16 protein-coding genes are annotated in these 15191 nt (G+C 65.3%); 4 read left to right on the top strand and 12 right to left on the bottom strand.

The features are described 5' to 3' along the window. Positions 1–20: 20 nt before the first annotated feature. The 5 genes from IF809_RS30705 to IF809_RS30685 all read right to left on the bottom strand — a co-directional run bounded on the left by IF809_RS30705 (position 21) and on the right by IF809_RS30685 (position 4563). The gene (locus IF809_RS30705) at positions 21–221 is read right to left on the bottom strand and encodes a hypothetical protein (protein WP_462839413.1); all 201 of its coding nucleotides are present in this window, start codon (positions 219–221) and stop codon (positions 21–23) included. An 84-nt stretch (positions 222–305) separates the two neighbouring features. After that, on the bottom strand, positions 306–1712 hold the full coding sequence (gene leuC / locus IF809_RS30700; protein ID WP_462839412.1) for a 3-isopropylmalate dehydratase large subunit: 1407 nt from the start codon (positions 1710–1712) through the stop codon (positions 306–308). A 325-nt stretch (positions 1713–2037) separates the two neighbouring features. Continuing rightward, the gene (gene rplS / locus IF809_RS30695; protein WP_128963367.1) at positions 2038–2418 is read right to left on the bottom strand and encodes a 50S ribosomal protein L19; all 381 of its coding nucleotides are present in this window, start codon (positions 2416–2418) and stop codon (positions 2038–2040) included. Positions 2419–2525: 107 nt separating this feature from the next. Continuing rightward, positions 2526–3281 (bottom strand): tRNA (guanosine(37)-N1)-methyltransferase TrmD, encoded by a 756-nt coding sequence (gene trmD / locus IF809_RS30690; protein ID WP_462839411.1) that lies wholly within the window; start codon positions 3279–3281, stop codon positions 2526–2528. Positions 3282–3345: 64 nt separating this feature from the next. Then, positions 3346–4563 carry an MFS transporter gene (locus IF809_RS30685; RefSeq protein ID WP_462839428.1) on the bottom strand — a complete coding sequence of 406 codons (1218 nt, stop codon included), beginning with the start codon at positions 4561–4563 and terminating at the stop codon, positions 3346–3348. Between the two features lie 133 nt (positions 4564–4696). On the opposite strand from IF809_RS30685, the gene IF809_RS30680 reads away from it, so the two are divergent. After that, the gene (locus IF809_RS30680) at positions 4697–5617 is read left to right on the top strand and encodes a LysR substrate-binding domain-containing protein (protein WP_462839410.1); all 921 of its coding nucleotides are present in this window, start codon (positions 4697–4699) and stop codon (positions 5615–5617) included. On the opposite strand, the gene rimM is transcribed toward IF809_RS30680, so the two are convergent. From rimM to ffh, 3 genes are all read right to left on the bottom strand, one after another. Then, positions 5614–6126 (bottom strand): ribosome maturation factor RimM, encoded by a 513-nt coding sequence (rimM, locus tag IF809_RS30675; RefSeq protein WP_462839409.1) that lies wholly within the window; start codon positions 6124–6126, stop codon positions 5614–5616. The two genes, IF809_RS30680 and rimM, sit on opposite strands and share 4 nt — an antisense overlap. A 9-nt stretch (positions 6127–6135) precedes the next feature. Beyond that, positions 6136–6468, bottom strand: a complete 333-nt coding sequence (rpsP, locus tag IF809_RS30670) for a 30S ribosomal protein S16 (RefSeq protein ID WP_061850367.1) — start codon at positions 6466–6468, stop codon at positions 6136–6138. 85 nt (positions 6469–6553) lie between these two features. Further along, the gene (gene ffh, locus IF809_RS30665) at positions 6554–8101 is read right to left on the bottom strand and encodes a signal recognition particle protein (RefSeq protein ID WP_453981343.1); all 1548 of its coding nucleotides are present in this window, start codon (positions 8099–8101) and stop codon (positions 6554–6556) included. Positions 8102–8547: 446 nt separating this feature from the next. On the opposite strand from ffh, the gene IF809_RS30660 reads away from it, so the two are divergent. After that, a complete protein-coding gene (locus tag IF809_RS30660) occupies positions 8548–9537 on the top strand; it encodes an MBL fold metallo-hydrolase (protein WP_462839408.1) in 990 nt (329 codons plus the stop codon). A gap of 48 nt (positions 9538–9585) precedes the next feature. Here the strand turns inward: IF809_RS30660 and IF809_RS30655 are convergent, their stop codons facing one another. Both IF809_RS30655 and IF809_RS30650 read right to left on the bottom strand, forming a co-directional pair. Continuing rightward, the gene (locus tag IF809_RS30655) at positions 9586–10290 is read right to left on the bottom strand and encodes an SIMPL domain-containing protein (protein WP_462839407.1); all 705 of its coding nucleotides are present in this window, start codon (positions 10288–10290) and stop codon (positions 9586–9588) included. Positions 10291–10295: 5 nt separating this feature from the next. After that, the gene (locus IF809_RS30650) at positions 10296–11021 is read right to left on the bottom strand and encodes a GyrI-like domain-containing protein (RefSeq protein WP_462839406.1); all 726 of its coding nucleotides are present in this window, start codon (positions 11019–11021) and stop codon (positions 10296–10298) included. Between the two features lie 205 nt (positions 11022–11226). Here IF809_RS30650 and dapF point away from each other — a divergent pair, with 205 nt between their 5' ends. Continuing rightward, positions 11227–12102 carry a diaminopimelate epimerase gene (gene dapF, locus IF809_RS30645; protein ID WP_462839405.1) on the top strand — a complete coding sequence of 292 codons (876 nt, stop codon included), beginning with the start codon at positions 11227–11229 and terminating at the stop codon, positions 12100–12102. Then, the gene (gene mtaB, locus IF809_RS30640; RefSeq protein ID WP_462839404.1) at positions 12102–13355 is read left to right on the top strand and encodes a tRNA (N(6)-L-threonylcarbamoyladenosine(37)-C(2))-methylthiotransferase MtaB; all 1254 of its coding nucleotides are present in this window, start codon (positions 12102–12104) and stop codon (positions 13353–13355) included. Before dapF ends, mtaB begins: the two co-directional genes overlap by 1 nt. A 167-nt stretch (positions 13356–13522) precedes the next feature. Here mtaB and IF809_RS30635 read toward each other — a convergent pair whose 3' ends face one another. Both IF809_RS30635 and IF809_RS30630 read right to left on the bottom strand, forming a co-directional pair. Then, positions 13523–14632: a DUF2336 domain-containing protein gene (locus IF809_RS30635; RefSeq protein WP_462839403.1), complete on the bottom strand. Its 1110-nt coding sequence runs from the start codon at positions 14630–14632 to the stop codon at positions 13523–13525. A gap of 102 nt (positions 14633–14734) precedes the next feature. Beyond that, positions 14735–15191: RluA family pseudouridine synthase (locus tag IF809_RS30630; RefSeq protein ID WP_462839402.1), on the bottom strand; the 457-nt coding region annotated here is incomplete at its 5' end.

Here is a 15191-nt window from a genome sequence, read left to right as displayed (position 1 = left end):
TGGCGCCCTTTGTGCGTGGCTCAAAGCCAGCCTTTCACATTCCACGACGACGGCTTCCACCGCATCAGCGTCTCGATCTTCCATTTTTTGAACATCGCCGGCGGCCAGCGGCTGAGCTTCGAAGCTTCCTCGACCTCGGGCTTGGCGACGATGCGAAGTGGCCGCCGGTGCTGGCGGGTCGCATCGCTGATCAGGTCGACATATTCAGGCTTGTTGGCCATGACACTGCGCCCTCGCGAGGACGCAGTGTCGGTGCCGGCGATTAACGGCGATTTACCGCATCAGTGACAATTGTCGGGAACAGCTTAGCGCCAGTCCCTGACGTCGACGAAGTGACCCGCGATCGCCGCCGCCGCGGCCATCGCCGGCGACACCAGATGCGTGCGGCCCTTGAAGCCCTGGCGGCCCTCGAAATTGCGGTTCGAGGTCGAAGCGCAGCGCTCTTCCGGCTTCAGCTTGTCCGGATTCATGGCAAGGCACATCGAGCAGCCGGGCTCGCGCCATTCGAAGCCCGCCTTGATGAAGATCTTGTCCAGACCCTCGGCTTCCGCCTGCTCCTTCACGATGCCGGAGCCCGGCACCACCATGGCGTTGACGTTCGCCGAAACGGTCTTGCCTTCGGCGATCTTCGCGGCGGCGCGCAGATCTTCGATGCGGCCGTTGGTGCAGGAGCCGATGAAGACGCGGTCGAGCTTGATGTCGATGATCTTCGTGCCCGCGGTCAGGCCCATGTACTTCAGCGCGCGGTGCTTGGAGATGCGCTTCGCCTCATCCGCGATCTTGTCAGGGTCGGGCACGATGCCGGTCACCGAGATGACGTCCTCGGGGCTGGTGCCCCAGGTCACGATCGGCGGCAGCTTGGCCGCATCGAGGCGCAGCTCGTGGTCGAAATGCGCGCCTTCGTCGGAGCGCAGCTTCTCCCAGTAGCGCATCGCCGCATCCCAATCCGCGCCCTTCGGCGACTTCGGACGGTCACGCAGGAAGTCGTAGGCCTTCTGGTCGGGCGCGACGAGGCCGGCGCGGGCGCCGCCTTCGATCGACATGTTGCAGACCGTCATGCGGCCTTCCATGCTGAGCGCACGGATCGCATCGCCGGCATATTCCAGCACGTAGCCGGTGCCGCCGGCCGTGCCGATCTCGCCGATGATGGCGAGGATGATGTCCTTGCCGGTCACGCCGTCGGGCAATTTGCCGTCGACGGTGACGCGCATGTTCTTCGCCTTCTTCTGGATCAGCGTCTGCGTCGCCAGCACATGCTCCACCTCTGACGTGCCGATGCCGTGCGCGAGCGCGCCGAACGCACCATGCGTCGAGGTGTGGCTGTCACCGCAGACGATGGTGGTGCCGGGCAGCGTGAAGCCCTGCTCGGGACCGATGACGTGCACGATGCCCTGGCGCTTGTCGAACTCGTTGTAATATTCGATGCCGAATTCCCTGGCGTTTTCGGCCAGCGCCTTGATCTGCTCGATGCTTTCAGGATCGGGATTCGGCTTGCTGCGGTCGGTGGTCGGCACGTTGTGGTCGACGACGGCGAGCGTCTTCTCGGGTGCGTGGACCTTGCGTCCCGTGGCGCGGAGGCCTTCGAAAGCTTGCGGCGAGGTCACCTCGTGCACCAGGTGGCGGTCGATATAGAGCAGGCAGGTGCCGTCCTCGGCTTCGTGCACCAGATGGTCGTTCCAGATCTTGTCGTACAGGGTGGTCGGCTTGGACATGAGCGTCAGCTCCAAGAGAATGTGTGAAGCGGATGTGCGCGATGTTCGCGCGGGGCAACAAAATCGTCGGCGCAGCTTTTAGGCTGCGCGAATAAGCTCTGACGTTGCCGAGGTCGCGAAGCGTCCGAAGAAACGGCCAGGCAGCCGCGAGCGATCGTCGATGACGATGCGCCGGGGGCTCACGAAGCTGGTCAGATCTGGAAACATTCCAAGAATATATAGCAGGCCGAGTTGGAAGCGCGAGTGGTTTGACGCGCACGGCTGACGCAACAAAAAAGCGCGGGACCGAGTCCCGCGCTTTTCGAAAATCGCCTCGTGGCGAAGCTTACTCGTTGACGGCCTTGGCGTGCTCGGTCTTCTCGACGATGCGGGCCGACTTGCCGCGCAGGCTGCGGAGATAATAGAGCTTGGCGCGACGCACCTTGCCGCGACGCACCACCTTGATCGAGTCGATCATCGGCGACATCACCGGGAACACGCGCTCGACGCCCTCACCGTAGGAGATCTTGCGGACGGTGAAGCTCTCGTTGAGGCCACCGCCGGAACGGCCGATGCAAACGCCTTCATAGGCCTGCACGCGGGTGCGGTCGCCTTCGACGACCTTCACGTTGACGATCACGGTGTCGCCGGGACCGAATTCCGGAATGTCCTTGCTGGCGGAGAGCTTGTCGAATTGCTCTTTTTCAAGCTGTTGGATCAGGTTCATGGGTAAATCTCCATCGGCGCGCCCAGCCTTGGAAACGGGGGCTGCGCGAAATTCGTATCCAGCCATTGCGGATGTGGGCGCTCCTATAAGGCAAGCCGGAGCGTTTGTCACCCGTCTGTCTTGTTTTTTGGCGTTTTTTGGCGTCCGGGCCGATTCGGGGCCTTGGGCGGGATTTGGGCCCATAAATCCGGCCGCCGGGCGGCCGTCAGGGCCTCGGATTGCGCCCGCCGCCAGCCGGCGACCTTGGCATGGTCGCCGGAGGTCAGAACCTCCGGGATCGGAACCCCCTCGAACAGCTGGGGGCGGGTGTATTGCGGGTATTCGAGCAGGCCATCGGAAAAACTCTCTTCGGTTCCCGAAGCTTCCTTGCCCATCACCCCCGGCAGCAGCCGGACGCAGGCGTCAATCAGAGCCATCGCGGCGATTTCGCCCCCCGACAGTACGTAATCGCCGATCGAGACCTCCTCCAGGCCGCGGCCGTCAATCACCCGCTGGTCGATCCCCTCGAACCGCCCGCAGACGATCAGGGGACCGGGCCCCTGGGCGAGCTCCATGACGCGGGCCTGGGTCAATGGCCGACCGCGCGGGCTCATCAGCAGTTTCGGCCGGTCCGGGCCAATTTCGGCGGCGTCGATCGCCGCCGCCAGAACATCCGCCCGCAGCACCATGCCCGGCCCGCCGCCGGCCGGGGTGTCGTCGACGCTGCGATGACGGTCCGTGGCGGAGGCCCTGATGTCCCGCGCCTCGATCCGCCAGAGGCCGGACGCCAGCGCCCGCCCGGCAAGGCTCACGCCGAGCGGCCCCGGAAACATCTCCGGAAACAGCGTCAGCACTGTCGCGCGCCAGGGGGAGGGATTGGTCATGGCCGCTGGTTAGGGCATTGCGCCCGGCAGGTCGAGACCTCGAATTTGCGAGATCCCGGGTTGGTCAGGCGCGGCCGCCGTCGGCGAGATGCGATCCGAGCAGCAGCGCGAGCGGGCAGATCGCCAGTGCCGTGGCGGCCGTTGCGACTGTCGCCAGCGTCGGGCCAAGGGAGTCGCCGAGCAGGCCATAGAGCACGGGCGCGGTTGCGCCAGATCCGATCGTCCCGGTGTAGAACAGTGCGAAGGCGCGCTCGGTGCGATCAGGCGAGGTGAGCTCGGGGACCGTCCCGTACAGCACCGAGGATGTGCCGTTGAGCATCACGCCCAGCAACGGCAGCACGATGATGGCCGGGATCAGCGGCAATAGCAGCACCGCGACAATCAGCGCAGCCGTCCCGCCTTCGGTCAGCAGCACGGTGCGGATCGTGCCGATGCGCGCACCGAGCCAGCCGCAGGTGAATTTGCCGGCAGCGCCGCCGATGAACAGCATCGCGAGCGCAACCCCGCTCGTTGGCAGTGAAGCGCCCTTGTCGCGCAGCAGGAAGGGCAGGAAGGTGAGAAAACCCATTCGCACCGCGCTGTCGAGAATTCCGATCGCGAGCAGCCAGGAGAATCCGCCGCGGCCGGGATTGGTGCCATGCGTCGTAACCGCTGATGTCTGGGCAAAATCCTTGCCGACGGTCGGCATCAGCAGCGCAAGACAGAGCGCGACAAGCAGGCCCATCAATGCGATCAGAAGCAGCGCGTGCCGCCAGGACACGATCACCAGCAGCATCGCCGTCAGGGCCGGAAGCGTCGCCTTGCCGAGATCGCCACTGAAATTGTAGATGCCGAGCGGCCCGCGTGCCGCCTGGCCATAGGCGCGCGACACCGCGGCCGAGGCGAGCGGATGCTGCGTGCTCGCGCCGGCGCCGGACACCAGCAGCGCAAGGCCCAGTCCGACGACACTGCCGGAGAGCCCCGCGAGCACATAGCCGAGCGCCGCCACCATTGTGCCGAGCGCGAGCAGGATCTTTCCATCGATCCGCTCGGCGAGGTGGCTGATCGGGATCTGCAGCCCGGCCATCGCGACCGAATAGAGCCCGCGCATGATGGCCAGCAGCCCGTAGCTCAGCGCGAACTCGCCCTGCCAGATCGGCAGCAGCACATAGATCAGATCCGTGTAGCCGTCGTGGAGGGCGTGGTTGATCCCGGTTGCCGCGAGCGTGCGGCGCGGCTTGCTGAGAGATACCGCATCGGGAGCGAGTGCTTGCGGTCGCGATAGAAAATTTGAAGGAGAGATTGCCAAGGCTCAAGTCCAGCGCAGCCGAAAGTAAAGGTTGGTGAGTGCCTTGGCTTTCATTATGCGGCCTTCAAGAAGCTGTCACAAACCAGTAATAATCAGACCTCGCGTTAGAAATTCTATTGTACCGTCCATGTTCGTTCCCCGCCGCAGCCTGCCGCCGCTGAACGCCGTCCGCGCCTTCGAGGCGGCGGCCCGGCTCGGCAGCTTCAAGGAAGCTGCCGTCGAGCTTGGCGTGACGCATGGCGCGGTCAGCCAGCAAATCCGTCTGCTCGAAAGCTGGCTCGGGCCGCCGGCGCTATTCCGACGATCGGTTCGGCGGGTCTTGCTGACGCCGGCCGGCGCTGCACTGCTTGCCGAGTTCGCACCCGCGCTCGATCGCGTCTCCGCCGCCGTGCAGCAACATCGCAAGCGACGCGGCGAGGCGCCGGCCGCGGTGCTGCGCGTCAACGCGCTTGCGACTTTCAGTCTGCGCTGGCTGTTGCCGCGCCTGACAAGGTTTCGTGCCGAGCATCCCGATATCGAGGTGCGGCTGTCGACTTCGAATGATCCGGTGGATGCGTTGCCAGAGCTGTTCGACGTCGTGATACGCGGCGGACCGGACACGTTTCACGGCTTTGCGGCGCGCTTTCTGCTGTCGGAGCAGCGGCTGCCGGTATGCAGTCCCGCGCTGCTGGCAAAATTGCCGTTGACGGAGGTCGCGGATCTCAACCGTCATACGCTCCTGCACGTTACCTCGATGCCGCGGCTGTGGCGCGACTGGCTGACCGATGCGGGCGAGCCCGCGCTGGAGGGCGCGGCATCGCTGACCTTCGATCATTTCTATCTGACGCTTCAGGCTGCGCTCGACGGCCTCGGCGTCGCCATGGGGCCGACGGCGCTGATTGCCGACGATCTTGCGGCCGGACGCCTGATAACGCCGTTTCCGGACATCAGCCTGCCGGCCCGCAGCTATTTTGCGTATTTTCCCGTAGGGCGCGACGACGATCCGCATCGCGCGGTATTTTGCGATTGGCTCGAGCAGCAGGGACGTCAGACAGGTGAGCGCGGCTAGCGCTCCTCGCCCTCGATCTCCTGCGGGAGCGCGATCACGACGCGGCCGCCCTTGATGTCGACCTCGGGCACCACCGCATTCGAGAACGGCAGCAGCATCGTCGCGCCTTTGAGGGGGGCGATCTCGATGATATCGCCGGCCCCGAAATTATGGATCGCGAGCACGCGTCCGAGCGCATCGCCGTCAGTTGTGACGGCGGCGAGCCCGATCAGGTCGGCGTGATAATATTCGTCCTCTTCGGTCGCGGGCAGTTTTTCGCGCGCGACATAGAGTTCGATGCCGTTGAGGCGCTCGGCCTCATCGCGGGTCGTGACGCCCTTGAACGTCGCGACCAGATGGTCCTTGGCTTCGCGGACCTGCGCCAGCTCGAACTGGCGCTTGCCGTCCTTGGAGACAAGCGGACCGTAGCGCTTCACGGCAAAGGGATCCTCGGTGAAGGTCCACAATTTGACCGCGCCGCGCACACCATGCGCAGCGCCGATCCGCGCGACGCAGATCAGCGCCGACATGGTCTGGCCTTAGCTCTTCGCAGCCGCTTCGGCCTGCGCCTTGCGCTCCTTGCGCGGCACGGCCTTCTCGGGGTTGTTGCGCGCTTCGCGCTTCTTGACGCCGGCGGCGTCGAGGAAGCGGGACACGCGGTCCGACGGCTGCGCGCCCTTGGCGAGCCAGGCCTTCACCTTGTCCATGTCGAGCTTCAGGCGGGTCTCGTTGTCCTTCGGCAGCAGCGGGTTGAAATAGCCGAGACGCTCGATGAAGCGACCATCGCGCGGGAAGCGCGAGTCGGCGACGACGACGTGATAGACGGGACGCTTCTTGGTGCCTGCGCGGGCGAGGCGGATAACGACGGACATTCAGTTCTCCTTCAAAGTACGTTTTGTTCGGTTGATTGGCATTTCGCGTTGCGCGAGACCGAAGCGATCCCTCGCAACGAATTCCTCATTTCTTCTTGCCGGGGAAACCGCCGAGGCCCGGCAGCGTCGGCTTGCCGCTCAGCCCGGTCAGTCCGGGCAGGTTCGGCAGGCCGGTGCGAAGACCGGGCGGCAAATCCTTGGGCAGGCTGGGCAGACCCTGTCCGCCACCGCCCTGCATCTTCTCCTGCAGCGCTTTCATCTCCTCCGGAGACGGCATCTTCATGCCGCCGCCAAAGCCCATCGCCTGCGCGATGCCGGCGAGCGGACCGCGCTTGCCCGAGCCCATCGCCTTCATCACGTCGGCCATGTTCCGGTGCATCTTCAGGAGCTTGTTGACGTGCTCGACGCTCTGGCCACTGCCGGCAGCGATGCGCTTCTTGCGGCTGGCCTTGAGCAGATCGGGATGGCGACGCTCGTCGCGCGTCATGGAATCGATGATGGCGACCTGGCGCTTCAGGATCTTGTCGTCGATGCCGGCGGCGGCGATTTGATTCTTCATCTTGGAGATGCCGGGCATCATGCCCATCAACCCGCTGATGCCGCCCATGTTGGCCATCTGCAGCAGCTGCTCACGCATGTCGTTGAGGTCGAATTGCCCCTTGCGCATGCGCTCGGCGGTGCGCGCAGCCTTCTCGGCGTCGATATTGGCGGCGGCCTTCTCGACCAGCGAGACCACGTCGCCCATGCCGAGGATACGGCCGGCGATACGATCGGGGTGGAAATCTTCCAGCGCGTCGGTCTTTTCGCCGGTACCGATCAGCTTGATCGGCTTGCCGGTGACCGCGCGCATCGACAGCGCGGCGCCGCCCCGGCCATCGCCGTCGACGCGCGTGAGCACGATGCCGGTGAGGCCGACGCGCTGATCGAATGCGCGCGCGAGATTCACGGCGTCCTGGCCGGTGAGCGAGTCCGCGACCAGCAGGACTTCATGCGGGTTCGCAGCAGCTTTGATCGCCGCTGCTTCCGTCATCATCTCTTCGTCGAGCGTGGTGCGGCCGGCAGTGTCGAGCAGCACGATGTCGTAGCCGCCGAGCTTGCCGGCTTCCAGCGCGCGCTTGGCAATCTGCGGCGGCTGCTGTCCTGCCACGATCGGCAGCGTCGGAATGTCGAGGTCGCGGCCGAGCACGGCCAGCTGCTCCATCGCCGCCGGACGATAGACGTCGAGCGAAGCCATCAGCACCTTGCGCTTGTCGCGCTGGACCAGGCGGCGGGCGAGCTTTGCGGTGGTGGTGGTCTTACCGGAGCCCTGCAGGCCGACCATCATGATCGGCACAGGCGGCACGGAGTTGACGTCGATGGTCTGGCCTTCGGCGCCGAGGGTGTTGACCAGCTCGTCATGGACGATCTTGACCACCATCTGGCCTGGGGTGACCGACTTGACGACGGTGGCGCCGATCGCCTGCTCGCGGACGCGTTCGGTGAAGCTGCGCACGACCTCGAGCGCAACGTCGGCTTCGAGCAGCGCGCGGCGCACCTCGCGCATCGCGGCGTCGACGTCCTTCTCAGTCAGCGCACCGCGCCCCGTCAGACGATCGAGAATTCCGCCAAGCCGTTCCGACAGATTGTCGAACAATGAAGTGGTCCTGTTGCTGTCCCCCGGTGAGAGGGCGCGCCTTTATTCACCTCTGTCATGCCCCGGCTTGACCGGGGCATCCAGTACGCCGCGGCACCTCGGTTCCAGCCGAGCCGCCTCTGGGATACTGGATCGCCCGATCAAGTCGGGCGATGACCACTTCCTTGGGCAAACAATCTTCCAAACACCTTTGCGCCCGAGGGCGCATCGCGCTGTCGGGCGTTGACCTCTGGCCTCCGGGGCCAGTCGGCGGGTCGAAAAGAAAGCCTTTCCGAGAAAGTGGCTGGGTTAAACGCCGCTCACGCCCAAAAGTCAAGGAAAGTTAGGCTGCCGGCACGGCTTTGCCAGGACAAGGCCTTGAAAACAGGAGGTTTCCGGCGACGGGTTCCTTTTTCGGCGGCCCCGCCCATATAGCCGGTGATGTCTTACCTCTCCGACCAGCCTCGATGTCCCGCATGAAAACCTATGACGGTCCCGCCTCCGACCATTTCAACGGCCTGCATTTCTTCGATCCGGACGGCGCGCCGCCAAAATCGCTGCGCGAGGTGCTGCGCTGGCAGTTCAGCGGCGGACGCCAGCGCGCGAAATGGCCGGATTGGGCCCCGAGCCCTCATGCCGACACCCCGCCGGAGCGCGTCGACGGTGGCAAGGTGCGGCTCTCCTTCATCGGCCATGCCAGCTGGCTGATCCAGACCGGCGGCCTCAATATCCTGGTCGATCCGGTCTGGTCGATGCGGGTCTCGCCGGTGGCCTGGGCCGGGCCGAAGCGGCACAACGATCCCGGCATTGCCTTCGAGAAGCTGCCCAAGATCGACGTCGTGCTGGTGTCGCACGGCCATTACGATCACCTCGACATCGCGACGCTGTCGCGGCTCTCCAAGAACTTCGCCCCGCGGGTGGTCACCCCCCTCGGCAATGACGTGACGATGCGCCGGGCTGACTCCACCATCAAGGCGCACGCGTTCGACTGGCATGATCGCGTCGAACTCGGCGGCGGCATTGCCGTGCATCTGGTCCCGACCCGCCACTGGACCGCGCGCAGCCCGTTCGACCGCAACAAGGCGCTGTGGGCGAGCTTCGTGCTGGAGACGCCGGCGGGGAAGATCTACATCGTCTGCGATTCCGGCTATGGCGACGGCAGGCATTTTCGTCGTGTCGCGGAGCGGCACGGAGCTTTGCGTCTGGCAATCCTGCCGATCGGCGCTTACGAGCCGCGCTGGTTCATGCGCGACCAGCACATGAACCCGGAAGATGCGGTGAAGGCGCTCGCTGATTGCGGCGCAGAGCAAGCGCTGGGCCATCATCACGGCACGTTCCAGCTGACGGATGAGGCGATCGACGCACCGGCCAAGGCGCTGGTGGAAGCACTCGACGCGGCGAAGATTCCGCAGGCGCGGTTCGTGGCGATGAAGCCGGGGCAAGTGGTGGAGATTTAGGTCGCCGCTCTGCGCCGGGCGCAGCGCAGCGCGTCCGGGACACGGGATCTATTGCTCTTTCGCCTTGATCGCCCAGCTCACACTCACCGTCACCGACAACGTTTCCTCGCCGGGCGCAACCGCGGCAGGCGCGGCCATCGGGGCTGCGGCCATGCGGCCCTTGAACAGCGGCATCGGAGCGCCGCCCTCGGAGACGCTGAGTGGTGCACCCAACGTCACGCCGGTGGCTTTCGCGTAGATCTCGGCCTTGCGCCGTGCATCTGCCACCGCCTGCTCGCGGGCGTCGTCGAGCAGTTTCGAGGCCTGCGTCACCTCGAAGGAGATGTTGCCGATGTCGTTTGCGCCGGCGCCGACCAGCGTGTCGATGATGCCGGCGACCTTGGTCACGTCGCGAATCTTGATCGTGACGCGGTTGGAAGCGCGGAAGCCGACCACGGGCGAGGCACCGTTCGAGCGGTTCGGGGCATATTGCGGCTGCAGCGACAGCCGCGAGGTCTGGTAATCCTTCTCGGGAATGCCGGCGCCCTTCAGCGCCAGCAGCACCTTGCCCATCGCGGCATTGTTGGCGTCGGAGGCTTCCTTCGCCGACTTGGCGTCATTGGCGACACCGGCATCGATCTGCGCAAGATCGGGGGCGGCCGAGACGGTCGCCTCGCCGCTCACGGAGATGGCGGACGGAAAATCGTCGGCGAGCGCGGGCGCTGCCGTCACTGTGGCGGCGAAGATGGCGGCGAGGGCGGCAGACTTTTTCATCGGTCTCACTTCAGCGGTACGAACACATTGATCACGAGCTTGTCCTCGGCCGTCTTGAGGGGATCGGTGAGGTACTCCTCGATGAACGTGTCCTTGGCTTCCAGCTTCTTGTCGTCGAGGTGATTGGTGATCGCCTCATAGGTGTTATCCATGTTGTCATAGGAGCCGCGATGGACGAATTTCAGCGCCTTGCCCTCCGGCGATTTGCCGATGCTCATGTCCTTGGGCAGGTTCTTCGGATCCTGGTCGACCGGGATCTCGGCGAGGAAGGTGAAGCCGGTGTCGTCGGTCGAGGTGTAGACGATCATCGGGTTGCCGGCGCGCTTGATGCCCTGCTTGTCGAGCTGCGCGTTCAGCGCCTTGAAGGCGTCGACCAGGGTATCGAAGGCCGAGTCCCAATTGGCGGTGCCCTTGACCATCACGACCTTCTTGGCCTCGAGCGTGGTCTCCTGGCCAAACGGATCGGCGGTCTGCACCGGGGCGGGGGTGGCGGCTGCGGCAGGCGGTGGCGCCGCCGGGCTCGGCGAGGCGCTGGCCGCGGGGGAGGGAGTTGCCGCGGGCGCAGGCAAGGTGCTCGCGGCGGGCGAGGGAGCGGCCGACGGAGCCGGCGAGGGGCTTGCTGAGGCTGACGGCGCCGGGCTCGGCGTCTGCGCCAGAGCACCTGATAGCCCAAGCGAAAAGGCCGCCGCCGGGATCAGCGCAGCCAGAGCAAGACGACGAAACCCAATCATTCCATTCTCCCCAAGGCCTTAACGAGCAAGGCCTTAACGACCAAGGCCTACATCCGGTCGCGCGAACTGCGCCGTTCTAACACGCGAGCGCCAAATTCGTCCCATGACAGATGCGTCATGCCTGACATCAGCGGCAGCCAGCAGCAAATCACTGGCCAAGCCGGCAAGGATCGCCATATAAGGCAGGCGAAATTCAGGAATTTTCATGAGCGCGCTGGCCAACCACGCATTTGCCAAGATGAACGGCATCGGCAACGAGATCGTCGTTGTCGACATGCGCGATTCCGCCGGCCGCATCACGCCTGATGACGCCCGCGCCGTCGCCTCCGCGCATGGCGGCGTGCCCTATGACCAGCTCATGGTGCTGCAGAAGCCGCGGCTCCACGGCACCGAAGCCTTTATCAGCATCTACAACAATGACGGCTCGGAAGCGGGCGCGTGTGGCAACGGCATGCGCTGCGTCGTGCGCCGCATCTTCGAAAAGAGCGGGCAGACCACGGCGACGTTCGAAACCGCCGCCGGCCTGCTCAATGCCTGGCAGGGCCCGACGCCCGATCTCTACACCGTCGACATGGGTGCGCCGAAATTCGGCTGGCAGGATATTCCGCTGGCGGAGGAGTTTCGCGACACACGCTACATCGAATTGCAGATCGGGCCGATCGACAAGCCGATCCTGCATTCGCCCTCCGTGGTCAGCATGGGCAATCCGCACGCGATCTTCTGGGTCGACGACGTCGATGCCTACGATCTCGAACGTTTTGGTCCGCTTCTGGAAAATCATCCGATCTTCCCGGAGCGCGCCAACATCACGCTAGCCCATATCGTCGATCGTGAGCACATCACCATGCGCACTTGGGAGCGCGGCGCCGGGCTGACCCGGGCTTGCGGTTCTGCGGCCTGCGCGACTGCGGTTGCGGCGGCGCGGCTGAAGCGCACCGAACGCAAGGTCGAGATGACGCTGCCCGGCGGCAAGCTCGGCATCGAATGGCGCGAGCGCGACGACCACGTGCTGATGACGGGCACGGCGACCTTCGAATACGAAGGCAAGTTCGATCCTGCGCTGTTCGCGCCTGCAGGCTAATGGCGGTCGATATCGTCACCTTCGGCTGCCGCCTCAACGCCTTCGAGGCCGAGGTGATCCGCAGCAAAGCCGAGGAGGCGGGCCTCACCGACACCATCGTGATCAACAGCTGCGCCGTCACCAATGAGGCGGTGGCGCAGGCGCGGCAGTCGATCCGCAAGTTGAAGCGCGAACGGCCGGGCGCACGCATCGTCGTCACCGGCTGCGCGGCGCAGACGCAAAGCGCGATGTTCGCCGACATGATCGAGGTCGACCGCGTCGTCGGCAATGACGACAAGATGCGCGGGGATGCGTGGCGCGCAACGCGCGACGCCTTCGATCTCGGTGCCAGCGAGAAGATTGCCGTCAGCGACATCATGGCCGTCAGGGAGATGGCGCCACATCTCGTCGACGGCTATGCGAGCGGTCTGCCGCGGGTGTTCGTGCAGGTGCAGAACGGCTGCGATCATCGCTGCACCTTCTGCATCATCCCGTTCGGCCGCGGCAATTCGCGCTCGGTTCCGATGGGCGCGGTGGTCGAACAGGTTCGCTCCCTGGTCGAACGCGGTCACGCCGAGATCGTGCTGACCGGCGTCGACCTCACCAGCTACGGCACGGACCTGCCCGGCGCGCCCAAGCTCGGCATGCTGACCAAGCAGATCCTGCGGCACGTTCCGGAGCTGAAGCGGCTGCGCATCTCCTCGATCGATTCGATCGAGGCCGATCGCGATCTGCTCGATGCCATCGCCGACGATGCGCGCTTGATGCCGCACCTGCACCTCTCGCTGCAATCCGGCGACGATATGATCCTGAAGCGCATGAAGCGGAGGCATTCGCGGAGCGATGCGATCGCGTTCTGCAACCAGGTCCGGCGCCTGCGCCCGGATATCGTGTTCGGCGCCGACATCATCGCGGGTTTCCCGACCGAGACCGAGGGGATGTTCTCGCGCTCGCTCGATCTCGTCGAGGAATGCGCCCTGACCTTCCTGCATGTCTTCCCTTATTCGCCGCGCCCCGGCACGCCGGCTGCGAAGATGCCCCAGGTTCCAGGCGGTGCGATCAAGGACCGCGCGAAGCGGCTGCGTGCGGCTGGCGAGGTGGCGTTGCGGCACCGATTGAACGCAGAGATCGGCGCACAGCGCGCTGTGCTGATCGAGAGCGAAGGGCAGGGGCGCACCGAGCATTATCTGCCGGTGGCAATAGCGGGCGGGCGTATTGGCAGCGTCGTGTCGTTGAGGATCGCCGGCAATGACGGCGAGCGGCTCACCATATGATCCGTGCCTCTTTCCTTCTCCCCTTGTGGGAGAAGGTGGCGCGAAGCGCCGGATGAGGGGTTGCTTCCGCGTATTCAATTGATGTGTGGACTCGCGGAGAGATACCCCTCACCCGTCTCGCCGCTAGGCGGCGAGCCACCCTCTGCCACAAGGGGAGAGGGAAAGAACTACGACGCCCGCACCTGCCAGAAGCGCAGCGTGCGTCGTGAGTTCTCGGCCGTCATGCGCGCAAAATTATTCTCCGCTCGCGCAAGGTCCGCCGGCTTCATCGCGCCTGTCGCAAAGCGGCTCTCGAGCACGGCCGCGGTCGTCTCCCAGCAGAGCTGTGCCGCCTTGCACGGCACCAGCAGGCCGTCTTCGCGCAGGCTCTGCATCAGCGGACGAATCACTTCGATGGTCGAGCCGGACAGCGCGGCCAAGGCGGCCACGGTTTCCTCGTAGCGCCGCTGCCTGGCGAAGCCGAGCAGCGTCGCCTCGTTGAGCTGGCCCGTCGCCTTGAGACTTGCAATCGCGCGCTTGGCGCCCTCGAAGTCGCGCACGCCCGACATCTCGCGCTCGACGCCGACGGTGACGGCGGCGATCGCATTCTGGATTTCTTCGAACAGGTCGGGCGGGGCGCGTGATAGCAGGCGGGTGCGAACGGCGTCGGTTGCCGAACGCAGCAATCGGCGGCGCAGGTCCGAGGGCAGGTCGACGCGGATGCCGATGCTTACCGCGAGCTCGGGATCGCTCTCGGCCTGTCCAACGATGACGGTGAATCCCTTTCCGGACATGCGCGCACCTGGATTGGCGGCAAGGCGCCGGCTGACGCTGGGATAGCGGCGCGCCAGCAGCGCATCGGTGACGATCTCCTTCAGCCACCAGCGGCCGGCGACCGCGAGCAGATGCGGCTCGCTTTTGCTGGAGGCGATCTTCACCAGCTCGCCGTCGTCGAGGCGCGCGGATTCCTGCAGCACGGGCCCGGCGATGCGAATCTCGTCATTGTTGGCGAGGCGGCGGATCACGGACGGCGGCGCCTGCGCGATCGGCGCGAGCTGGGCGCTGATTTCAGCCAGCGCAACGCGGGCTGCCACATCGGCGATGGCGCGCAGCTCGATGGTGCCGATCAGGCGCTCGAGCACGTCGTCGAACAGGGCAATCTGTTCGTCGTTGAAGCTTCCGGCGGAAGAGAGGAACAGGTCGGTGACGCGCCGCGCGGTCTCCAGGCCCTTTTCCGGCGAGCCGATCCGGATCGCGGACTCGACCTCGTCGATAATGGATAGCTCGGCCGTGGACATGACGCGGTGCTCGTCCTGAGCGGATGGGAGGCTTGTTCTAAGCAACCGCTATCATTAGAGGCGAGCCCTGAACGTTTCGTAAACCATGGCTTGGACGGGCCGCTATTCCCCGTTCCAGCCGCAGGCACGGAGCTTCTCGTGCATGTGGGGCGGGGCCGGCGCGACGACGCGGATCGGCTCCTTGTTCCGGGAGATCGGCACCACGATCTCGCGGGAATGCAGATGCAGCTTCGGCTCCCCGAAGCGCGGGCCGTTGCCGTAAATGTTATCGCCGAAAATCGGCCAGCCGGTCGCCGAGGAATGCACCCGCAATTGATGGGTCCGGCCTGTCACCGGTTCCATGGCGAGCCAGGTAAACCCTTCGCCCCGGCCAAGCACCTTCCAGTTGGTGATGGCCTTCTGCCCTTCCGGGTCGGGCTTCTGCCACCAGCCGCGCTCGGCATTGAGCCGGCCGAGCGGCATATCGATGGTGCCCTCGTCCTCGGCCGGCCCGCCCTCGACCACGGTCCAGTAGGTCTTGCCGATCTTGCCATGTTTGAAGAGAAGGCCGAGCGAAGCG

Source organism: Bradyrhizobium sp. UFLA06-24, assembly GCF_054967145.1.
The sequence above is the reverse complement of the archived record's forward strand: the minus strand, read 5'-3'. Positions and strand labels throughout refer to the sequence as shown.

Coding starts and splice junctions, on each gene's coding strand:
- rpsP (WP_061850367.1), bottom strand. CDS start 6,468: ATGTCCGTCGTTATCCGCCTCGCCCGCGCAGGCACCAAGAAGCGTCCC.
- IF809_RS30660 (WP_462839408.1), top strand. CDS start 8,548: ATGTCCCGCATGAAAACCTATGACGGTCCCGCCTCCGACCATTTCAAC.
- IF809_RS30635 (WP_462839403.1), bottom strand. CDS start 14,632: ATGTCCACGGCCGAGCTATCCATTATCGACGAGGTCGAGTCCGCGATC.
- mtaB (WP_462839404.1), top strand. CDS start 12,102: ATGGCGGTCGATATCGTCACCTTCGGCTGCCGCCTCAACGCCTTCGAG.
- IF809_RS30680 (WP_462839410.1), top strand. CDS start 4,697: ATGTTCGTTCCCCGCCGCAGCCTGCCGCCGCTGAACGCCGTCCGCGCC.
- rplS (WP_128963367.1), bottom strand. CDS start 2,418: ATGAACCTGATCCAACAGCTTGAAAAAGAGCAATTCGACAAGCTCTCC.
- leuC (WP_462839412.1), bottom strand. CDS start 1,712: ATGTCCAAGCCGACCACCCTGTACGACAAGATCTGGAACGACCATCTG.
- IF809_RS30705 (WP_462839413.1), bottom strand. CDS start 221: ATGGCCAACAAGCCTGAATATGTCGACCTGATCAGCGATGCGACCCGC.
- IF809_RS30655 (WP_462839407.1), bottom strand. CDS start 10,290: ATGAAAAAGTCTGCCGCCCTCGCCGCCATCTTCGCCGCCACAGTGACG.
- IF809_RS30650 (WP_462839406.1), bottom strand. CDS start 11,021: ATGATTGGGTTTCGTCGTCTTGCTCTGGCTGCGCTGATCCCGGCGGCG.
- rimM (WP_462839409.1), bottom strand. CDS start 6,126: ATGTCGGCGCTGATCTGCGTCGCGCGGATCGGCGCTGCGCATGGTGTG.
- dapF (WP_462839405.1), top strand. CDS start 11,227: ATGAGCGCGCTGGCCAACCACGCATTTGCCAAGATGAACGGCATCGGC.
- trmD (WP_462839411.1), bottom strand. CDS start 3,281: ATGACCAATCCCTCCCCCTGGCGCGCGACAGTGCTGACGCTGTTTCCG.